Genomic DNA, 18,955 nt, shown 5'->3' with positions numbered 1-18,955 from the left:
GCGTTTAAGCTTATGAAAACATTCAAATCTACTTTTGAACAATACAATTGGGATGCAATCCAATCCAAAATTTACGCTAGTACTTCAAAGCAAGTTGAGCAAGTATTGGCTAAATCCACAAGAAATCTAGATGATTTTTTAGTGTTGATTTCTCCTGCCGCACAACCCTATTTAGAACAAATGGCGCAAGAATGCCATGAACTGACTAAGAAGCGTTTTGGAAAAACCATCCAAATGTATGCGCCTTTGTATTTAAGTAATGAATGTCAGAATATTTGCACCTATTGCGGTTTTAGTTTGGATAACAAAATCAAACGCAAGACTTTGATGGATTCAGAGATTAAACAAGAGGTGGAAGTACTAAAAACGCTTGGATTTGATCATGTTTTATTAGTCGCTGGAGAAGCTAATTATACCGTAAATATCAATTATTTTCTAAATGCAATCGAAGTAATAAAAAATGATTTTTCGACTATATCCGTTGAGGTCCAACCCCTATCACAAGAAGAATACGAACGTTTGCATGAAGCTGGCGTTTATTCGGTTTTAGTGTATCAAGAAACTTATCATCAAGAAGTCTATAAAAAGTACCATACCAAGGGAAAGAAATCCAATTTTGATTTCCGCTTAGATACTCCAGATCGTATTGGAAAAGCAGGAATTCATAAAATAGGATTGGGTGTTTTACTTGGATTAGAAGACTGGCGCACGGATAGTTATTTTAATGCCTTGCATCTAGATTATTTACAAAAAACCTATTGGCAAACAAAATACTCGGTTTCCTTCCCCAGATTACGTCCTGCTGAAGGAACGGTTCCTCCCAACTTCATTATGGATGATAAAGATTTAACCCAACTGATTTGCGCTTATCGTTTATGGAACGAAGATTTGGAGATTTCGATTTCGACTCGGGAAAACGAGAAGTTTAGAAACAACATTATTCCTATTGGAACGACAAGTATGAGCGCGGGTTCAAAAACGAATCCCGGCGGTTATGTGGTCGATCCACAATCACTGGAACAATTTGAAATTAGCGATGAGCGATCAGTCGCGGAGATTGCGAATATTATTACGTTGAGAGGCTACGAACCGGTTTGGAAGGATTGGGACAGAAGCTACAAATGATTTTTGATTGCAGATTTTTGATTGCAGATTTTTGGTGACAGCGGTCGAAGTGACATATGATTCAATAACACCGCGATAAGAAAACTAAAAAACACACTAACTACTTAAGGACTTTTTCACTAAGGACTAACCAACTATTTACTAAGACCTAAATATGAGCGTTATACAAGATTTTTTACGTTACAACAGACAAGTTATTTTACCCGAGATTGGTGATGAGGGACAAGTAAAATTAAAAAAAGCGAAGGTTCTCTTAATTGGTGCTGGTGGTTTGGGTTGTCCTGTTTTGCAATATATTGCCACGGCTGGCGTGGGGACTATTGGAATTGTTGACTTTGATATAATCGAAATTCACAACTTACACCGACAAATTTTATATACCGAAGACCAAGTAGGATTGCCAAAGGCTACTACTGCAAGAGCTACAGTTGAAAAACTGAATCCGCTGATAGAAGTCCAGGCATTTGAGGAAAAACTAACCGTTGAAAATGCTTCTAGAATTATCGATGAATTTGATATTGTGGTCGATGGCTCGGATAATTTTAGCACTCGATATTTAGTTAATGATACTTGTGTGGCTTTGGGCAAAACATTGGTGTATGGAAGTATTTTAGGTTTCGAAGGTCAGCTTGCTATTTTTAACCATCAAGGAAGTAAAAATTTACGCGATCTATTCCCTGAACTACCTAATCCTAAAGATGTGCCGAATTGTAGTTTTAATGGAGTCCTAGGGACTTTACCAGGAATGATTGGCACGATGATGGCACATGAAACTTTGAAATTGATTATTGGGTTGCCAAGTTTGAGGAATGAACTGGTTTTATTTAAAACTTTAGATTGGAGTTTTGCTAAACTGAATTTCTAAAACTCTAAAATATCTCCAACAGTTAATATTCCTGAATTTTGACAAACAATATTTACACCAAATAAAATGGAATTATTTACCGTTCTATACGTTGCGTTGTGCACTGATTTTCTTCGTCAATGAGCATCCATCATCGGTCGTATTCAAAACCTATTTCTTACGCTTTTGCACTTTGGATGCTTATTCCAGTAAGACTTTTTATTGGATAAACAAACAATTCCTTTACAATATGAGTACTTTTCATAATTGGTCCATTTTCAATAATTCCATAAAATCGATTCTATCAATTTCGCGGCATCCTAAACTTTCTAGATGTGGGTTATAGACTTGGCAATCTAACAGTTTGTAATCATTTTGCTGCAAGTATTTTACTAAGGTAATAAAAGCCACTTTAGAAGCATTCGAAACTTTAGAAAACATACTTTCGCCGCAGAAAATATGCCCTAAGTCAATCCCGTATAATCCACCTACTAATTCATCATTTTGCCAAACTTCGATTGACTTTGCAATACCTAATTCATTTAGTTTACAATAGGCCTCAACCATATCACTAGTAATCCAAGTTCCATTTTGCCCATCGCGTTTTATTTGCTGACAATTAGCTATTACATCTCTAAAATTTTGATTGAACGTAACTGTAAAAATATTTCGGTTCAAAATATTTCGCATACTTTTAGAAACTACTAATTCATCAAGGAACAAAACCATGCGCGGATTAGGCGACCACCAAGTAATGGGTTCTCCATCTTCAAACCAAGGAAAGATGCCGCTTTTATAAGCTAATTGTAAACGATCTGGAGACAAGTCCCCACCAAGTGCAACAATGCCATGTGACTTAGTTTCAGAAACTAGAGGGAAAAATAATTCTTGAGATAAATAAAACATGATTTTAAACTTAAATATAAAACTAACTACTAAATTTGAAACAACTTATTTATTTGACTATTTTAAAAATGAAAAAATTATCAACGCTATTCCTTTTGGTATTGTTTGTCTCACAAATGTACGGTCAAAAAATTGATAGTTTAGCAATCCATAAAAAACTATCTTACAAGAACTTTATTGTGCCTGCAGCTGTGTTGATCGGTGGTATATTCCTATTAAATTCTAGTCAAAATAATAGCATCCAAGAAAAATCAAATGCTTTTTTTGGAATTGGGTTTAATTCTAAAATAGACAACTTCACGCCTTTAGTACCAGTAGCTCAAATATACGCTGGAAGATACATTGGGTTCCAACCTAAAAATACAGTTTTACATCAAACAATAGATATTGTTATTGCTAATTCTTTAACATTAGCCGTTGTACAAATCACTAAAAACCTAGTAAAAGAAGAAAGACCGGATGCCTCAAACAATCTTAGCTTTCCTTCGGGTCATACTGCCATAGCCTTTACCAATGCAGCGTTGCTATTTCAAGAATATAAAGATTCGAATTTTTGGTATGCTAGTAGTGGTTTTATATTTGCAACAACTACCGGCATCTTACGAGTTGCAAATAACAGGCATTATTCATCTGATGTATTAGCAGGAGCTGGAATTGGATTACTTTCCGGAATTATAGTCTCTAATTACAATCCTTTCCAGGCAATTAAATTTGGCAGAAAGAAAAGTACCTCAGCGTTTGTATATCCCCAATTTGGAAGAACTAATGGTTTAGGAATTCTTATAAAACCCAATTTTTAAATTTTTTTAAAACAAAAAAGCCCTGATAAATCAAGGCTTTTTCTATATTGTACTATAAATTAAAAAGGCAAATCATCTGGTTCGTCTTCGTTTAAGTTTGATGCCGGAGCAAAAGTTTGAGCTGATGGCATAGGCGCAGATGGCGCTTGAGGCTCCACTCCTGCTTTCTCAATTCTCCATCCTTGGATGCTATTGAAATATTTAGTTTCTCCTTGTGGATTAACCCATTCTCTACCTCTTAAATTGATAGAAACCTTTACTGGCTCACCAACTGTATAATTGTTTAACAAGTCACATTTGTCTTGAGTAAACTCTATCATAATATGTTGAGGATATTGTTCTTCTGTTGTAACAACTAATTCTCTCTTTTTAAATGCGGCACTAATTTGTTGTTCTGGATTAACAACTTTAATTTTTCCTGTAACTTCCATCTTCGTTATTTTAATTGTTATTTACTCTTCTTTTTTGGCCAGAAGCACTTTCCATGCAGTAAGAACATCGTCTTCATCTAGATATTTTTTAGCCTCTAAATGTAGCTTATCCTGATCATCAGCACTTAAAACTCCTTTCACAGAAAAATTCTGTTTTACAAATATACTAACTTCTTCTGGGGTAGGCAAGGCTTCTATGTTTCCTAATTTACCTAAATCATTTCCATCAAAAATGTGACTTTCCTTAACGTAAGACGGAATAACATCTACTCCGATTCCCAGCGTTGACAGAGGCTTAGTCACTTCAAACAAACCTTGATTTGATCGTGAATACCAATTCCCACCCAATCTGGAAACCAAATCAATTTTATACTGATCAATCGCTCCATTTGCGTCTAAAACGGCTTCGTTAATATGAATTCGTACTACTTCACAAAGGATTAAATTTCCAGCTCCGCCTTCACTTCCTAATGGAATTATCTGACTCACTTTACATTCAAATTGTACCGGCGACTCTTTCACTCGGAATGGCTTTACGATATCAGACGGAACCTGCGTTAACCCTGATTTTAAAAACTCATTTACGCCATCAGCATATTCTGTGCTTGCAAGAGACGTTTGCTGTACCATGTCAAAATTCACGACATTAATAACCACTTCTCCCGTTGCTTCACAATTAATTAAAGTGTGCTTAATCGAATTATCGCGAACGCGTCTTGCAGGAGAGAAAACAAGAATAGGCGGATTCGCGCTAAAAACGTTAAAAAAGCTGAAAGGAGATACATTTGGATTTCCATTTTTATCTATGGTACTTGCAAAAGCAATGGGTCTTGGCCCTACAGAACCTTGAAGATATCCTTGTAACTTAGCTGTTTCTATACTTTTTGGATCAATACTAATCATACTATTTGTTTTCGCTTATTTAGTTCCTCGATTTACAAAAGTAAGTAAATGGTTTAAGTTTAAAAAGAGAGCGCCTGCTTATTTAATCGCAAAAAAAAATCCAGCAAAATAATATTTTTCCTTTGTATTAAGAACTAAAATAATAGTGTTTATATTTCGTTATATTTATACCTCAAAATCTCGTTTATGCAGTTTTCCGAAAGAAGAAATACAACACGTTGGATTATTATTTTTGTTTCATTTTTGATAATTTCAATGATTCTATGGAACACCTATACCTTTTTTCAAATATTCAAAAATGAAGAACGTTTAAAGATGAATCTTTGGGCAAAAGCTCAAAAAACACTTATTAACGCTGGACAAAATACTGATGTTGAGCTCCCGCTTCAAATCTTCAGTAACAATACGTCAATACCTATTATCCTTACTGAGAATGACAGCATCATCAATACCGTGAATATCGATGATGCAATTGTAAAAGACAATACCAGAGCTAACGCATTTTTATCAAATTTAAAAAATGAAAATACCCCTATCGTAATTGAATATGATCCCGGAAAATTTCAAAAATTATATTATGGTAATTCGGCATTGTTGAATAAATTAAAATATTATCCCATTGCCTTATTACTCATAATTGTTTTATTTTCTGCCTTAGTCTATTATTTTTATCGAAGCACGAAAATAGCAACTCAAAACAAACTTTGGGCGGGAATGGCAAAAGAAACAGCACACCAAATAGGCACACCACTTTCTTCTTTAATAGGATGGGTCGAAATCTTGAAATCTGAAAATGTTGATGAATCAACAACGATGGAAATTGAAAAAGACATTGAACGCTTACAGACCATTACAGATCGTTTCTCAAAAATTGGCTCGGAACCCATCTTAGAAAAGAAGGACATTGTTGAGGAGACCTTTCAATCCTATAACTATCTTCAATCTCGATTTTCGAAACAAATAGAATTTACTTTTGAAAGTCCGAAATCGCCCATTTTTATCATGCTTAACGCAACCTTACACAGCTGGACGATTGAAAATCTGGTTAAGAATGCTATTGATGCCATGAAAGGAAGAGGCAAACTGGCTTTAAAAATAGAACAAGACCACGATTCCGTAAAAATAAGTGTGACTGATAGCGGAAGTGGAATTCAGAAAAGCCAATTTAAAAGGGTCTTTGAGCCAGGCTTTACTACCAAAAAAAGAGGATGGGGATTAGGTTTATCTCTAACAAAAAGGATTGTAGAAGAATACCACAAAGGATCGATTAAAGTGTCTCGTTCTGAAATAGGGAAAGGAACTACTATGCAAATCACTTTTAAAAAAAGCAATCTAGTTTAACGGAACTCCGAACCAAGACACTTTCGAGAACATGGTTTTTCTAACTATTTTAGATTTACTTAAATAGTTTTCAACAAACAAAGCATGCTCGTCGGCTTGCGCCAAAGCTGTCTCAATTGATTTTTTAATCGAAGCTACATTTGATCCGTTTTCAGTCCCTACTGAACCAATGCTGTAAATATTGTTTTGACATTTGGCAAGCTTTTCTCTTGGAGTTTGAATCATTTTATTAATCTCTTCATCTGAAAAAGTGGGTTTAAACTTATTGTTTCTGTAATAAATAAAATCATTCAGTAGGACAACCGCTTCATTCAATTCGATCACAATGGAATTCAATTTTTCAATATTTGTATTTTGTCGCACAGAGGCCAACTCTTTCTTTTTGCCTTCGTAACGTTCTAGAATCATAGCGTTTTTTATACCATTTTTTTCTATTCGCGCAGCTGATTCAAACAACTGATTGATTTCTGACAAAGCATTTTGTTTGGTGATTTCTTTTTCAAAGTCAAAATATTTCTTGGATTTATTCACTTGGATTTTACCCTCATAAAACTCACCATTAGTAATGGGGTAATTTAAGAATTGCCATAAATAATCAAATGGAATATGTGAGGCAATCATTTTAGCAGGTTCTACCTTAAAATAAGCATTATTCAATTTCTTATAAAATTTGCCATTATTAACATAGCCAGCACCCCAAGTGGGGTCAAACACATACCACACACCATCGATATTTGCAGCGGCCCAAGCATGAGCCAAGTTCCCCACTTTTCCGTTTTGCTTTGTATACCCTTCAATTATATAGGATTCTATTCCAACTTTACTCGAAAGTTCATTAAAAACGGTAGCATAATGAATACAAACCCCTTTTTTTGTCTGTAAAGTCTTTGTTATTTTTTCCTGAACTGTTTCATCGAAGTTTACTGCGTACATATTAGCCACATCATAGCTTATCGTAGATGCGGTCCAATAAAAAATAGCCCGTATTTTATCAGTATCCGTTTTGAAATTAGCATTGATGTATTTAGCAATTGATTCCGCAGAAGTAGCAGAAACGGCAGCCATTTTACCGTCAATCAAAGCATATCCAGTAGTGACTTGCCCGAAACTTAGAAGAGAGAAAAAGAAAGAAAATAGTATAAAAATATTTCTCATATTATATAATGTAAGCCCATAAATTAAAAGGGAATAGGTTTTCACCTATTCCCTTTCTAAACGAAAACCATACCAATTTATTTTATTTATAAAAAATTATAGGTTGATTTTAATATTTTCTGCTAAAGCTTCAAATTCTTCCTTAGTTAAAGATACTTTATTTTGAAAACGCATTTCATCCATCTCATTCAATGGAATCAAATGAACATGTGCATGAGGAACTTCCAGTCCTACGACTGCCATTCCTACCCTTTTGCAAGGAACTGTTTTTTCTAATGCGATAGCTACTTTTCTTGCAAAATGCATTAATCCCAAATAATGGGCTTCATCCATATCAAAAATCTTATCGACTTCAAATTTCGGGATACAAAGTGTATGCCCTTTTGCATTTGGATTAACATCTAGAAAAGCCAAATAATTTTCGTCTTCCGCTATTTTATAACAAGGAATTTCTCCGTTTACGATTTTAGTGAATATTGAACTCATTTTTTAAGACTTTTATTAAATCCTCCCCCAGTCCCCCTATGAATGAAGGGGAGTCAATCTGGAAGTAGATTGTGAATATTATAATTAATTTATAACTGTAAACTGCGACTGAATACTCAAAACTGAATACTCCCTTAGTCGCGCGAAATCTCCATAATTTCAAATTTCAGCACTCCATTTGGCACTGTAATTTCGGCAACATCACCTACTTTTTTACCAAGTAATCCTTTTCCAATAGGAGAAGTAACTGATATTTTTCCGCTTTTTAAATCGGCTTCACTTTCAGCAACAAGTCGATATTTCAATTCCATTCCGTTAGATTGGTTTTTGATTTTTACGTTAGATAAAACCAACACCTTAGAAACATCAAGATGAGTTTCATCAATCAGTCGCGCATTAGAATGTACTTCCTCTAGCTTAGCAATTCTCATCTCCAGCATTCCTTGCGCTTCTTTTGCGGCATCGTACTCTGCATTTTCAGACAAATCTCCTTTATCTCTCGCTTCAGCTATATCTGCAGATGCTTTTGGACGCATCACGCTTTTTAAATAATCTAATTCCTCTCTTAATTTTTTTAATCCTTCTGCCGTGTAATAAGATATTGCGCTCATAGTTTCATCGTTTATGTAAATAGAAAAAATCCCATCAGGACGGGATTTCTTTTCTCAAAGATACTTTTATTTTTTTAAGTCTATAATTATATGTTAATCATATTTAATTCAAAGTTAAATAAATTAAATTTGTTTCGCTAATACTTTTAATTTATTTTAAATAATGAAAAAACACCTTTTTCTACTCGTACTATTGCCTCTTTTTTTAAACTGTAGCGACAATGGTTCTCGCAATAATAACCCTTATCTACCTAACTATACATTTACTATAGATATCAACATGAATTTGCCTGCCTATTCGAACCTAAAATTCGTAAGTAATGCTGTTTTTTATTCTGGCGTGGGAGTCAAAGGCATCTATATTTTCAATACTGGAAGTGGCTATAATGCATTCGACGCCGCTTGTCCAAATCAAGCTTTAAGTTCTTGTTCTACTATGACTTTAAAAGGAATAAATATAGTTTGTCCTTGTGATGATGCTGAATATAGCTTGTTTAGCGGTTTAAGTCAAACTGGACTACAATATCCTTTAAAACAATATCGGGTGGAAGTTAACGGAACTTCGTTGAGAGTGTATAATTAAAACTAAAAAAGCCTGAAAGCGAATGTTTTCAGGCTTTTCACTACTACAATATAAAAAACTAAAACTTCAATGTCAATCCTGCCAAGAAATTAATTCGCGCTTGTGGATAATAACCCGCCCCTTCAATTGTTGTAACTGCCGGTGGGTTAGAGTAATCATCATCATAGGTATAAAAATAACCATTAGATATGTATTTATAATCAAAAATATTGTTAACTAAAACAGACAATACTATCGACTTGAATACTGACTTAGGTTTAAGTTCATACGACGCATTCAAATCGTTAACAAAATACGATTTCAATTTTGAACCCTCAGAGTCGATATTTCCCATGTACTGCTCACCAACAAATTTAGATAGCAACGAAACTTGTAAATTAGCTATTGGTACAAAAGTGATTATATTTCCTGCGATAAAATCAGGAGAATAGGCAATATTAGTATTTCCTAAAGCAGTGAGTGCCCCATCTCTTGAAAAGTAAAAATCTTTATTCTTATTAGTACTTAGAGTCACATTAGGTCTAATAAACAAATTATCTAATAGTGCAATCGTAGCGTCTATCTCAAGACCTAAACGGTAGCTATCTCCACTATTTTTACGAACAGGTGCACCTACATCATCTAATGCTCCTGTAAGAATCAATTGATCTTTATAGGCCATATAATACAGATTGGCATTCAATTTTATTTTTGATGAGTTATGACGCAATCCTAACTCAAAATCATTTAGTTTTTCTGGTTTTGGACTTCCATTTTCATAATCGGTTCTATTAGGTTCGCGATTGGCTCTGGCATAAGAAAAATACAAAGCGTTATTAGAGTTAAGATCAAAATTTAAACCCGCCTTTGGATTAAAGAAATTAAAGTTATCATTCACCAATCCTGTTTCGGCTCCGTTGGCCTTATACTGTACGTTTCGAAGTTGTAAATCGCCAAACAAACTTAGTTTATCAGCAATTTGGTAATTGGCTTTTGCAAAAATATTTCCGTCATTTTTAGAAGCATAGTCTTCATAATAACGATCTTGATTTTCGCTTGTTGACGCATAACGTGCCCAAATAACTTTCCCAAAATGGGTTCCTTCGTACTTGTTATAACCTCCACCAAAAATCACATCTAGCTTTTCTTTCTTATAATTAGCCGAGAAAGTCGTTCCGTAGAAATCATTATCCAACCATTTCTGACGAATAAGGTCTGTTTTATTAATTGTTGTTCCACCAATAACAATTGGAGTTAATCCATAACTTGAAAACTTTGCATTTTCTTTATAGTTTTCATAGTAGCCTTTTCCTTTAGTATAATGAAAAGCTAAATTAGTGCTCCAATTCGTTGCTACTTTTTCGTTCCAATGCAATTGGTAATGGTCTTGTTGGTAATTATCGGTTTCATTATCATAAAAACGAGTGTTTCCAAACTCATTTTTATACATTCCGGCAGTATTGAAAGTTCGGTCATTTTTTAGAACATCTAAATCTTCTAAACCATTCCACGATTGATAGGTTTTTTCGGTACCTCCAAAAGCCAATGCCTTTATTAAGGTCGTTTTACCCACATAAGTTCCTTGTAAGAAATAGGATTTTAAATCCGAAGCCGCTCTGTCAATATACCCATCCGATTTTAAAGCAGAAAGACGTCCTGCCACTTCAAAATGATTGTCAATTAAACCAGTACTAAATTTAACCGTGTGTTTTCTAGTATTAAAACTCCCAAAAGAATTAGAGATTTCTCCATTGCTATCTTTAGCATAACTATCTGTAAGCATGTTCAGGCTTGCGCCAAAAGCACCCGATCCATTAGTGGATGTTCCTACACCACGTTGCAGTTGCAAGCTTTCTAGTGAAGAAGCAAAGTCAGGCATGTTTACCCAATAGGTTCCATGACTTTCCGAGTCGTTGTAAGGTATTCCGTTGATCGTTACATTCACACGAGTGGCATCGCTACCACGAACACGAATACCAGTATACCCTACTCCATTTCCAGCATCAGAAGTGGTGACAACTGACGGTAAATAATTCATTAAAATAGGAATGTCTTGTCCTAAATTACGTGGAGCAATCTCTTTTTTACTCAAATTACTAAAACTAACCGGTGTCTTTGCAGTAACTCGAACCGCCGAAACTAGCACCTCATCCAGTTGATTTACCGAAGTAGTGTCTTTAACTTGTGAAAAGGAGTGAAAAGAAAAGAGTGAAAAGAAAAGAGACAGTAAAAAAGTTACACTTTGTGTCTTTGTACTCCTGCCTATCGCAGGCAGGTTTGTGCGAGAAAAATTAAAAATAGTATTCATCCGTAAAAAAGATTACGAATAAAAGGGGGAATTATTCCTTTTGTTAAATTAAAAAATGATTGTTTCCTACGACAAAATAATAGCGTGCACTCTATAATTGTATCGTTTTTTCCCTTAGCAACATTACTTGCTCAGGTTCGTTGGGTATGATCTCAGCTCGTTATTTAGAGCACCCCTTTGAGACGGTGCAAATGTAACCTTAAAAACATCAAATATCAAAATTTTATTCGTCGGAAAATCAGCATTAGTCATGATCTGGTTTTCTACGATTTTGCTTAACTTGGGATACGTTCATTTTATTTTTAATCCGCTTTCGTATCGCTGATTTAGGAATTTTTGTTGCTAGTCTAATTTTAGGAACCTCCAAGCCTTTTTTGACGACTTCCAAAAAACGTTTGGTAACTATTTCTTTATTTCTAAGCTGACTACGGTCTTCATCACAATTTAGAATTAAAACAAAATCAGTAGTTAATCGTGAGGCCAAATTCACTTTCAGCAATTCTTTTTCTTTCTCGGTTACACCTTGTGAATGTTCCACATCAAAAGTCAATACCACTTTAGAGGAAACTTTGTTGACATTTTGCCCACCAGCCCCGCTACTGCGAACCGCTTTATATTGTAATTCTGATATTATTTTTTGAATCTCCATTTGGATTTAATTTAGTACACCAAAACAACGTTATTGTTGGTGCGCATTTTTCAACAAATCATTTACCGTTTTAACTGGATTAAAAGTAATCAACGGGACTTCTATAAAGATCGTTAACCAATTAGCCATTGCCCCATTCCATAGTCCGGGCAATTCATATCCTTTAATATTTTTTCCAGAATTAGTCTTTTTGACTAAAAACCCACTATTCTGGTTAATGAATTGAGTCAAATCAAACTTTTCGTTTTTATAATTCTTAGTTCCACATACTAAATCAACCGGATTAAAATGGGTCGCACTATTCAATATACTATTTTGCTTGTTATCATTTAAATCAATCTGTGAAGTTTCAACGATTTGCAATGAAACTAGATTCTTTTCGTCTTTTACCCAGAATGGACCACCACCAGCTTCTCCTTCATTTATTACCATTCCGCATACACGTATGGGTCTATTTAAAGCAGATGTAATTGCGGCAATTTTATTTTCAAATGTAAAAGAATCAAAACTTTCAGCTAATTTTACATTGAATTTTTTATCTAAAAATAGTGCTATTTCCTCCACTTTAGTAGCGTCATTTTCTTCAGATTCTATTACATTTAGATAGTCAAAAACTTGATTTTGCAACTCTAACAAAACTCCTGCCAATGCTTTCTTATACAATGCAATTGCATCATTATTATGCAAGATTACATTATCAATATTCTTAATAAAAATAACATCTGCATCTAGCGCATTTAGATTTTCAATTAAAGCTCCATGTCCTCCTGGTCTAAAAACCAAATTCCCTTTCTCATTTCTAAAAATAGCGTTAGATTCCTCTACAGCAATAGTATCAGTACTTTTATTCTGATAGGAATATTGAATTTCTACTGTATTTTTTGTCTCTGTCTCCACTCTATCTAAAGTCTTTTTAATAATGTCTTGAAACTGAGACTGATGTTCTTTTGAAACTGTAAAATGAAGATTCGATTTACCATTTGAACTTGAGTAATAACCACACTCATACAAATGTTCTTCTATTGGAGATGCTATATTGGCGTAATATTTATGAAAAGGCAAAATTCCTTTTGGCTTATTTGCAAAATCAAAATACTCAGGATCTAACATCATTTTTATAAAAAAATAGTTTTTATAATCTCGATCTAGACTATCAAAATTTGGGTATACCATTTTTAATTGCTCGTGAACCGTATTAAAAAAAGCAAATTTATCCATACCCACAATAAACACAGCCAGATCAGTATCTTTTTTTCTATTGATATAGGCGTTTATCGTTTCCTCTCCTATTTTAAAATCAGATAAAAAGACCGATAAAAATTTAAACATTCTACTCGCAGCTCCTGAGGCAGGAACAAACTTTAGCAATTTAAGCTTCGATTTCTCTTGATCAAAAAAAGCGGCTTTCTCAGAAAATTCTTTTTCAGAAAATTTCACAATGCCATTATTGAATGTCGCCGCTGATAATAGATGCATTTTAGGAATTCCGTTTTTAAAAATCGCTAATTGTCTTTTGATATTTTCGATTGGGATTCCATGTTCATAAATTTGAACAAAATCAAGCGAAGACAGCCCCATTTCTTTGGCTTTTGTCAAGCCCTCAATAATTGAAATTGCTTTTGCAAGCCTCAAATTTTTATCTCCAGAAAGTGTTATGAATGGTTTATTATTATCTATCAATGATTTTTTAAAAACCGCAAAAACAGCGTCTCGTCCTTCCGCTTTATCCCTTAAGTCATCTTTCTCCCACGGCACATCGATGTCCGTAAGAAAAAACAAATCATACTCGTGTTCCTGAGCAGCTTTATGTAATAATGGGTCACAGTAATTGTAATACACTTCAGAAAAAACGGTAGTCACCAATAAATTTGTATCGCAGAACAAGTACTTATTAGCGATTGATAGTCCGTGATTTTCCAATTTAGTTTGACCATAAGCAATGGGTAACATATCATCAACGTCACAAATAAGTGCGCTTCTATCCCACTTTTCTTGTAAATAATCCCTAGCGAATTCAGGAACCCAGGCTGTTTTATAGTGATCGGCAAGCTGTATCGCCAAAGTTGTTTTTCCAGTACTTTCTGGTCCAAACATGGCAATTTTTATAATTGCAGATTGCTCTTGTTTAAGATTTTTCTCCATTCTAAATAGGCTGAAATAGCTAAAATTGTAAAAATTAAATATTGTAATGATAACATTCCTAGTCCGCGATACGCGTACAAAGGCGTAACTATGAGATCCCCAATAATCCAAAGGGTCCAGTTTTCTATCTTTTTATTGGCCATATACCACATCCCCGTAAAAAATATTCCAGAGGCTATAATATCAATATAATTGTCTGTTTTTATTTGATAATCAAAAAACTTATAAATACCGAAAACTACAAAAATTGTAATAAAAAACAATACTATCCCAATGATTTTTTCTTTGGTATTGGTTCTTGTAATTGGTAGATTGTCGCTGCCTTCTGTTTTTCGAGACCATTTATACCAGCCATAAATACTCATTATGGTAAAATACCCATTAATCATCATATCCCCAAGATAGCCAGCAATAAAAAGAAGATACACGGAAATTATTGTTGCAATTAATCCTGTTGGGTACACTAATATATTTTCTTGTCTCGCATACCACACACTTAAAATTCCGAATACAAAGGCGATGAATTCTAATATAATATGAGTAATAGAAACGTCTTTGTATGCATTTAAAAAAAACTCTATCATTATTTATTTTCAATTAGGTGATATTTAGCCGTTTCAAAGAAATCAAAATCTCTTTCAAAAGCAGTTCCTATAACTACAAGATCAGCTCCATAATCATAGGCGTCTTGAATTCCGAGTAAATCTACAATTCCGCCACCAACAATTAAAGGTATTTCAGTGTTTTTAGAGATTAAATCAATCATTTCTAAAGGAACTGCTTGTTTTGCGCCACTACCCGCTTCGAGATAGATCAATTTATTACCCAGCATTTCGCCTGCTTGAGCCGTTGCAAGAACCAAATCTAAATTGTTTCTGTCCAAAGGTTTTGTTTTGCTTACCCTTTCTACAGCAGTTTCGTTTCCGCCATCTACTAAAATATAGCCTGTTGAGATAATCTCGAGTTGGGTTTGTTTGAGAATTGGCGCAGCTTTTACTTGATGTTCTATTAAATAATCTGGGTTTCTTCCTGAAATTAGAGAAAGAAATAAAATCGCATCAGCTTCTTTCGAAATCTGTGTTGGGTTTCCAGGAAAAAGTACCATTGGCAAATTAATTTTTTCTTTTAATCGAATAATTAACTCATCAATCCTATTGCTTTCTACAAGGCTTCCGCCAATAAAAATATGAGTTGCGGGTGATTCATTAATTTTCGAAATCAGATTGTTTAAATTTTCCCAAACTACTTTATCAGGGTCTATAAGAATAGCCAGTAGTTTCTGGTTGTTAGATTTAGCTCTAAGAATATGATTGTAAATTGATTTCATAATTTATTACGCAAAGATTCGCAAAGTTAAGGGAAAGATTCGCGAAAATTATAATTTGTATTGCTTCACTATAAACGGCGAACGAAAGCTATTTTTCGAAAGCATACACCAATCCAAAATTTTCTATTTCCTCAAAACAAACCTTAAAATCCTTTATAAGATTATCAAAATGAAGAAAGGCATTTGTATCTGCAGCTTCAAGTTCAAAACTCTGAACTTCAATATGTTCTTTAAAGCTGATTCCTTTTTCGTTTCTAATTTTAAAAATCGCTTCTTTGGCTCCCCAAATTACAGTTAGCTTTTTAATATAGCTTTCTAAATCATTTTTATCTAAATAGCTAAATTCGGTATCGACAAACTTATCAGCAATTCGGATTATTTTATCTCGTTGTAATTCGATATCGATCCCTACTGTTTCGTCACTTACAATAATGGCTGAAAAATTATGGGAATGGGTAATGGAAATGTATTTATCGTCTGTTAGATGCGGTTTCCCAAATTCATCATAATACAAATCAAAATCAGTGTAACCGGCAGTTTGCAATAGTTTGCGTACGCTTAGAAAACCCCGTTGATGCATTTCGGACTTCATTCCTTCAAGACGAATGCAATTTTTTTCGTTTAGTTGTACTTCGTCGTTTAATTGCTCGAAGGATTCGGTGATTTTCCAAACGAAAATTTGTGTTGTAGAACTAAAGCGTATCGTTTTGTATAAAGGCATGATATTTACTTGATTTCCTAGCCCCGATGGAAACGACATCCTTTTTATCTTGCAAATAGTTTCTGGTCACCAAAATAAGTTCCAGATAAAAAGATATAGTGAACAGCGGGATTAGCTCCTGAAAATGAAGCTAAATGGTATTTTAATTATTATTTTACTGATTTTTAAAAGATTACACTATTAAACAATTCATAAATATAAGTGAATCCTTTTTAAATCATAAGTTATTCCGTAAATTTGCAAAAAATCACAATACAAATATACTATAAATGAGTACTACAACTATGCCTTTTGTGGCTTTCAAAGTAAAAGACATCTCTCTAGCAGCCTGGGGAAGAAAAGAAATTGAATTAGCTGAAGCTGAAATGCCAGGTCTAATGGCACTTCGTTCTGAATATAAAGACGAACAACCACTTGCTGGTTCTCGTATCGCAGGATGTTTACACATGACAATCCAAACTGCAGTTTTAATCGAGACTTTAATCGCTCTTGGTGCTGAAGTTACTTGGTCTTCATGTAACATTTTCTCCACTCAAGATCAAGCTGCTGCTGCTATGGCTGCTGCTGGAATTCAAGTTTACGCTTGGAAAGGGTTGAACGAAGTTGATTTTGACTGGTGTATTGAGCAAACATTATTCTTTGGTGAAGATAGAAAGCCATTGAACATGATTCTTGACGACGGTGGGGATTTGACTAACATGGTTATTGACCGTTACCCAGAATTAGTTGCTGGAATAAAAGGTTTGTCTGAAGAGACTACAACTGGAGTTCACAGATTGTACGAAAGAGTAAAAGCGGGAACGTTACCAATGCCTGCAATCAATGTTAATGACTCGGTTACTAAATCGAAATTTGACAACAAATATGGTTGTAAAGAATCGGCAGTAGATGCTGTTCGTCGTGCAACTGATATTATGCTTGCTGGTAAAAGAGTTGTAGTATGTGGATACGGTGACGTAGGAAAAGGTACTGCTGCTTCTTTTAGAGGTGCTGGATCTATTGTTACAGTTACTGAAATTGATCCAATTTGTGCTTTACAAGCTGCAATGGACGGTTTTGAAGTTAAAAAATTAAACACTGTTGTTGGAAATGCTGATATCATCATCACAACAACTGGAAATAAAGATATCGTTCTTGGTTCTCACTTTGAGCAAATGAAAGATAAAACTATCGTTTGTAACATTGGACATTTTGATAACGAAATTGCAGTTGCTTGGTTGAACACGAACCACGGAGCTTCTAAAGTGGAAATCAAACCACAGGTTGATAAATATACTATCGATGGTAAAGACATCATCCTTTTGGCTGAAGGTCGTTTAGTAAACCTTGGTTGTGCTACAGGTCATCCAAGTTTTGTAATGAGTAACTCATTTACTAACCAAACTCTAGCTCAAATCGAATTGTGGAAAAACAGCGCAGCTTACAACAATGACGTTTATATGTTACCAAAACACTTAGATGAAAAAGTAGCTATGTTGCACCTTGCTAAATTAGGAGTTGAATTAGAAACTTTACGTGATGATCAAGCAGCATACATTGGTGTTCCTGTTGATGGTCCATTCAAACCAGAATACTACAGATACTAAATTTTAGTGAATAGTAATTAGCTAAAAATTATAATTAGAGAAACCCTTGCAGTAATGCGAGGGTTTTTTGTTTTTGGGCGTGCCCCTTCGTAAAAACTTCGGGTCGGGCTATTCGTTACAATCTTTACTCCACTCCGTTCCGTAAAGGATTTTCACTGCTATCCCTCACGCAAATCGCCACTAAATACTACTTCAATTCAAGAAATACAGAGTTTTCAATAAAAACCAAAAAAAGCATTTTTGCATTCGATATCTCAAGAACAACCCGAATATTTCATACCTTCGTATCTCAAATGATTATCAAAATGACTACACTTACTGTAAACATAAAAGACAGTTCTAAACTTGCTATCATCAAAAAAATTTTGAAGGCTTTTGATGTGGAAGTAATTGAACAAAACAGAGAGATAACAAATCCTGAAATAGTGGAAAGATTAGAAAAACACCGCAAAAATTTCCATAACCCTACTTATAGAGAAGAAAACTACACCAAAGTAGATCCAAAAAATATATGGGCCGATATTTAATAGAAATAAGCAAAGAAGCACTTGCCGACTTATCTAAAATTAAAAAATCTGGTAAGAAAGCGGATATTTCTAAACTTGAAAAAATATTTTAGGAACTTGAAATTCATCCAACAACTGGAATTGGAAAACCCGAAAAGCTAAAATACAAAACCGAAAATGTTTGGTCGAGAAAAATCAACAAAAAAGACAGATTGGTATATGAAATCATTGACTACGAAGTAATCATTATTATTATATCGGTTTTGGGTCATTATAAAGATAAATAGCTATGTTGCACCTTGCTAAATTAGGAGCTAATTTAGAGACTTTACGTGATAATCAAGCAGCATACATTGGTGTTCCTGTTGATGATCCATTCAAACCAGAATACTACAGATACTAAATTTTAGTGAATAGTAATTAGCTAAAAATTATAATTAGAGAAACCCTTGCAGTAATGCGAGGGTTTTTTATTTTTGGGCGTGCCATTAGCTAAGAAAAAGGGCTAAGAGCTTTGTCGTCACACCCCTTTTCCCTAGATAATGTCGTGCT

20 protein-coding genes and 1 pseudogene are annotated in these 18,955 nt (G+C 34.3%); 9 read left to right on the top strand and 12 right to left on the bottom strand.

The genetic code is table 11. From position 1 onward, the window contains the following. Positions 1–12 precede the first annotated feature (12 nt). Together thiH and AC4PRO_RS01750 are read left to right on the top strand one after the other, a co-directional pair. Positions 13–1,125 (top strand): 2-iminoacetate synthase ThiH, encoded by a 1,113-nt coding sequence (thiH, locus tag AC4PRO_RS01755; RefSeq protein WP_492116070.1) that lies wholly within the window; start codon positions 13–15, stop codon positions 1,123–1,125. Positions 1,126–1,279: 154 nt separating this feature from the next. Continuing rightward, on the top strand, positions 1,280–1,990 hold the full coding sequence (locus tag AC4PRO_RS01750) for a HesA/MoeB/ThiF family protein (RefSeq protein WP_492116069.1): 711 nt from the start codon (positions 1,280–1,282) through the stop codon (positions 1,988–1,990). Positions 1,991–2,230: 240 nt separating this feature from the next. Here AC4PRO_RS01750 and aat read toward each other — a convergent pair whose 3' ends face one another. Continuing rightward, entirely contained in the window at positions 2,231–2,875 is a 645-nt protein-coding gene (gene aat, locus AC4PRO_RS01745; protein WP_492116068.1) for a leucyl/phenylalanyl-tRNA--protein transferase, read from the bottom strand. Positions 2,876–2,943: 68 nt separating this feature from the next. On the opposite strand from aat, the gene AC4PRO_RS01740 reads away from it, so the two are divergent. After that, positions 2,944–3,675: a phosphatase PAP2 family protein gene (locus tag AC4PRO_RS01740; protein WP_492116067.1), complete on the top strand. Its 732-nt coding sequence runs from the start codon at positions 2,944–2,946 to the stop codon at positions 3,673–3,675. A gap of 59 nt (positions 3,676–3,734) precedes the next feature. Here AC4PRO_RS01740 and AC4PRO_RS01735 read toward each other — a convergent pair whose 3' ends face one another. Continuing rightward, on the bottom strand, positions 3,735–4,106 hold the full coding sequence (locus AC4PRO_RS01735; RefSeq protein ID WP_074721889.1) for a DUF3127 domain-containing protein: 372 nt from the start codon (positions 4,104–4,106) through the stop codon (positions 3,735–3,737). Positions 4,107–4,127: 21 nt separating this feature from the next. Then, complete coding sequence (locus tag AC4PRO_RS01730; RefSeq protein WP_492116066.1) at positions 4,128–5,009, bottom strand: flavin reductase family protein; 882 nt, start codon at positions 5,007–5,009, stop codon at positions 4,128–4,130. Positions 5,010–5,195: 186 nt separating this feature from the next. Between AC4PRO_RS01730 and AC4PRO_RS01725 the strand changes: the two genes are divergently transcribed. After that, entirely contained in the window at positions 5,196–6,350 is a 1,155-nt protein-coding gene (locus AC4PRO_RS01725; RefSeq protein WP_492116065.1) for a sensor histidine kinase, read from the top strand. On the opposite strand, the gene AC4PRO_RS01720 is transcribed toward AC4PRO_RS01725, so the two are convergent. The 3 genes from AC4PRO_RS01720 to greA form a co-directional block, all read right to left on the bottom strand. After that, positions 6,342–7,505, bottom strand: coding sequence for a transglutaminase domain-containing protein (locus AC4PRO_RS01720; protein WP_492116064.1), 1,164 nt, complete (start codon positions 7,503–7,505; stop codon positions 6,342–6,344). The genes AC4PRO_RS01725 and AC4PRO_RS01720 overlap by 9 nt on opposite strands. 96 nt (positions 7,506–7,601) lie before the next feature. Then, a complete protein-coding gene (locus AC4PRO_RS01715; protein ID WP_074721896.1) occupies positions 7,602–7,991 on the bottom strand; it encodes an HIT family protein in 390 nt (129 codons plus the stop codon). Positions 7,992–8,125: 134 nt separating this feature from the next. Then, positions 8,126–8,602, bottom strand: coding sequence for a transcription elongation factor GreA (greA, locus tag AC4PRO_RS01710; protein WP_074721898.1), 477 nt, complete (start codon positions 8,600–8,602; stop codon positions 8,126–8,128). Positions 8,603–8,765: 163 nt separating this feature from the next. On the opposite strand from greA, the gene AC4PRO_RS01705 reads away from it, so the two are divergent. After that, complete coding sequence (locus AC4PRO_RS01705; protein ID WP_492116063.1) at positions 8,766–9,185, top strand: Rieske (2Fe-2S) protein; 420 nt, start codon at positions 8,766–8,768, stop codon at positions 9,183–9,185. A gap of 58 nt (positions 9,186–9,243) precedes the next feature. Here the strand turns inward: AC4PRO_RS01705 and AC4PRO_RS01700 are convergent, their stop codons facing one another. The 6 genes from AC4PRO_RS01700 to AC4PRO_RS01675 form a co-directional block, all read right to left on the bottom strand. After that, positions 9,244–11,472, bottom strand: a complete 2,229-nt coding sequence (locus AC4PRO_RS01700) for a TonB-dependent receptor (protein WP_492116062.1) — start codon at positions 11,470–11,472, stop codon at positions 9,244–9,246. A gap of 244 nt (positions 11,473–11,716) precedes the next feature. Then, a complete protein-coding gene (gene arfB / locus AC4PRO_RS01695) occupies positions 11,717–12,121 on the bottom strand; it encodes an alternative ribosome rescue aminoacyl-tRNA hydrolase ArfB (protein ID WP_492116061.1) in 405 nt (134 codons plus the stop codon). Positions 12,122–12,151: 30 nt separating this feature from the next. Further along, positions 12,152–14,263: a DUF4301 family protein gene (locus AC4PRO_RS01690; RefSeq protein WP_492116060.1), complete on the bottom strand. Its 2,112-nt coding sequence runs from the start codon at positions 14,261–14,263 to the stop codon at positions 12,152–12,154. Beyond that, on the bottom strand, positions 14,224–14,847 hold the full coding sequence (pnuC, locus tag AC4PRO_RS01685) for a nicotinamide riboside transporter PnuC (RefSeq protein ID WP_074721908.1): 624 nt from the start codon (positions 14,845–14,847) through the stop codon (positions 14,224–14,226). Before pnuC ends, AC4PRO_RS01690 begins: the two co-directional genes overlap by 40 nt. Further along, positions 14,847–15,590 carry a phosphoglycerol geranylgeranyltransferase gene (locus AC4PRO_RS01680; protein ID WP_492116059.1) on the bottom strand — a complete coding sequence of 248 codons (744 nt, stop codon included), beginning with the start codon at positions 15,588–15,590 and terminating at the stop codon, positions 14,847–14,849. The genes pnuC and AC4PRO_RS01680 overlap by 1 nt, the downstream gene beginning before the upstream one ends. An 88-nt stretch (positions 15,591–15,678) precedes the next feature. Further along, positions 15,679–16,311, bottom strand: coding sequence for a 4'-phosphopantetheinyl transferase family protein (locus AC4PRO_RS01675; protein ID WP_492116199.1), 633 nt, complete (start codon positions 16,309–16,311; stop codon positions 15,679–15,681). A gap of 269 nt (positions 16,312–16,580) precedes the next feature. Here AC4PRO_RS01675 and ahcY point away from each other — a divergent pair, with 269 nt between their 5' ends. The 4 genes and pseudogenes from ahcY to AC4PRO_RS01655 form a co-directional block, all read left to right on the top strand. Then, entirely contained in the window at positions 16,581–17,897 is a 1,317-nt protein-coding gene (ahcY, locus tag AC4PRO_RS01670; RefSeq protein ID WP_074721918.1) for an adenosylhomocysteinase, read from the top strand. Positions 17,898–18,202: 305 nt separating this feature from the next. Beyond that, positions 18,203–18,424 carry a DUF2683 family protein gene (locus tag AC4PRO_RS01665; protein WP_492116058.1) on the top strand — a complete coding sequence of 74 codons (222 nt, stop codon included), beginning with the start codon at positions 18,203–18,205 and terminating at the stop codon, positions 18,422–18,424. Between the two features lie 101 nt (positions 18,425–18,525). Beyond that, positions 18,526–18,690, top strand: coding sequence for a type II toxin-antitoxin system YoeB family toxin (locus AC4PRO_RS01660; protein ID WP_492116198.1), 165 nt, complete (start codon positions 18,526–18,528; stop codon positions 18,688–18,690). Beyond that, positions 18,687–18,806, top strand: a pseudogene (locus AC4PRO_RS01655) (adenosylhomocysteinase); the annotation flags it as partial. The gene AC4PRO_RS01660 and the pseudogene AC4PRO_RS01655, both read left to right, overlap by 4 nt. Positions 18,807–18,955: the final 149 nt, after the last annotated feature.

Source organism: Flavobacterium sp. DW-iso2 (assembly GCF_058725285.1).
Note: the sequence above shows the minus strand (reverse complement) of the source record. Positions and strands in the feature narration are given on the sequence as shown.

What these genes read in the sequence shown, in the direction of transcription:
- thiH (WP_492116070.1), top strand. Translation starts at nt 13, where the DNA reads ATGAAAACATTCAAATCTACTTTTGAACAATACAATTGGGATGCAATC.
- AC4PRO_RS01750 (WP_492116069.1), top strand. Translation starts at nt 1,280, where the DNA reads ATGAGCGTTATACAAGATTTTTTACGTTACAACAGACAAGTTATTTTA.
- aat (WP_492116068.1), bottom strand. Translation starts at nt 2,875, where the DNA reads ATGTTTTATTTATCTCAAGAATTATTTTTCCCTCTAGTTTCTGAAACT.
- AC4PRO_RS01740 (WP_492116067.1), top strand. Translation starts at nt 2,944, where the DNA reads ATGAAAAAATTATCAACGCTATTCCTTTTGGTATTGTTTGTCTCACAA.
- AC4PRO_RS01735 (WP_074721889.1), bottom strand. Translation starts at nt 4,106, where the DNA reads ATGGAAGTTACAGGAAAAATTAAAGTTGTTAATCCAGAACAACAAATT.
- AC4PRO_RS01730 (WP_492116066.1), bottom strand. Translation starts at nt 5,009, where the DNA reads ATGATTAGTATTGATCCAAAAAGTATAGAAACAGCTAAGTTACAAGGA.
- AC4PRO_RS01725 (WP_492116065.1), top strand. Translation starts at nt 5,196, where the DNA reads ATGCAGTTTTCCGAAAGAAGAAATACAACACGTTGGATTATTATTTTT.
- AC4PRO_RS01720 (WP_492116064.1), bottom strand. Translation starts at nt 7,505, where the DNA reads ATGAGAAATATTTTTATACTATTTTCTTTCTTTTTCTCTCTTCTAAGT.
- AC4PRO_RS01715 (WP_074721896.1), bottom strand. Translation starts at nt 7,991, where the DNA reads ATGAGTTCAATATTCACTAAAATCGTAAACGGAGAAATTCCTTGTTAT.
- greA (WP_074721898.1), bottom strand. Translation starts at nt 8,602, where the DNA reads ATGAGCGCAATATCTTATTACACGGCAGAAGGATTAAAAAAATTAAGA.
- AC4PRO_RS01705 (WP_492116063.1), top strand. Translation starts at nt 8,766, where the DNA reads ATGAAAAAACACCTTTTTCTACTCGTACTATTGCCTCTTTTTTTAAAC.
- AC4PRO_RS01700 (WP_492116062.1), bottom strand. Translation starts at nt 11,472, where the DNA reads ATGAATACTATTTTTAATTTTTCTCGCACAAACCTGCCTGCGATAGGC.
- arfB (WP_492116061.1), bottom strand. Translation starts at nt 12,121, where the DNA reads ATGGAGATTCAAAAAATAATATCAGAATTACAATATAAAGCGGTTCGC.
- AC4PRO_RS01690 (WP_492116060.1), bottom strand. Translation starts at nt 14,263, where the DNA reads ATGGAGAAAAATCTTAAACAAGAGCAATCTGCAATTATAAAAATTGCC.
- pnuC (WP_074721908.1), bottom strand. Translation starts at nt 14,847, where the DNA reads ATGATAGAGTTTTTTTTAAATGCATACAAAGACGTTTCTATTACTCAT.
- AC4PRO_RS01680 (WP_492116059.1), bottom strand. Translation starts at nt 15,590, where the DNA reads ATGAAATCAATTTACAATCATATTCTTAGAGCTAAATCTAACAACCAG.
- AC4PRO_RS01675 (WP_492116199.1), bottom strand. Translation starts at nt 16,311, where the DNA reads ATGCCTTTATACAAAACGATACGCTTTAGTTCTACAACACAAATTTTC.
- ahcY (WP_074721918.1), top strand. Translation starts at nt 16,581, where the DNA reads ATGAGTACTACAACTATGCCTTTTGTGGCTTTCAAAGTAAAAGACATC.
- AC4PRO_RS01665 (WP_492116058.1), top strand. Translation starts at nt 18,203, where the DNA reads ATGACTACACTTACTGTAAACATAAAAGACAGTTCTAAACTTGCTATC.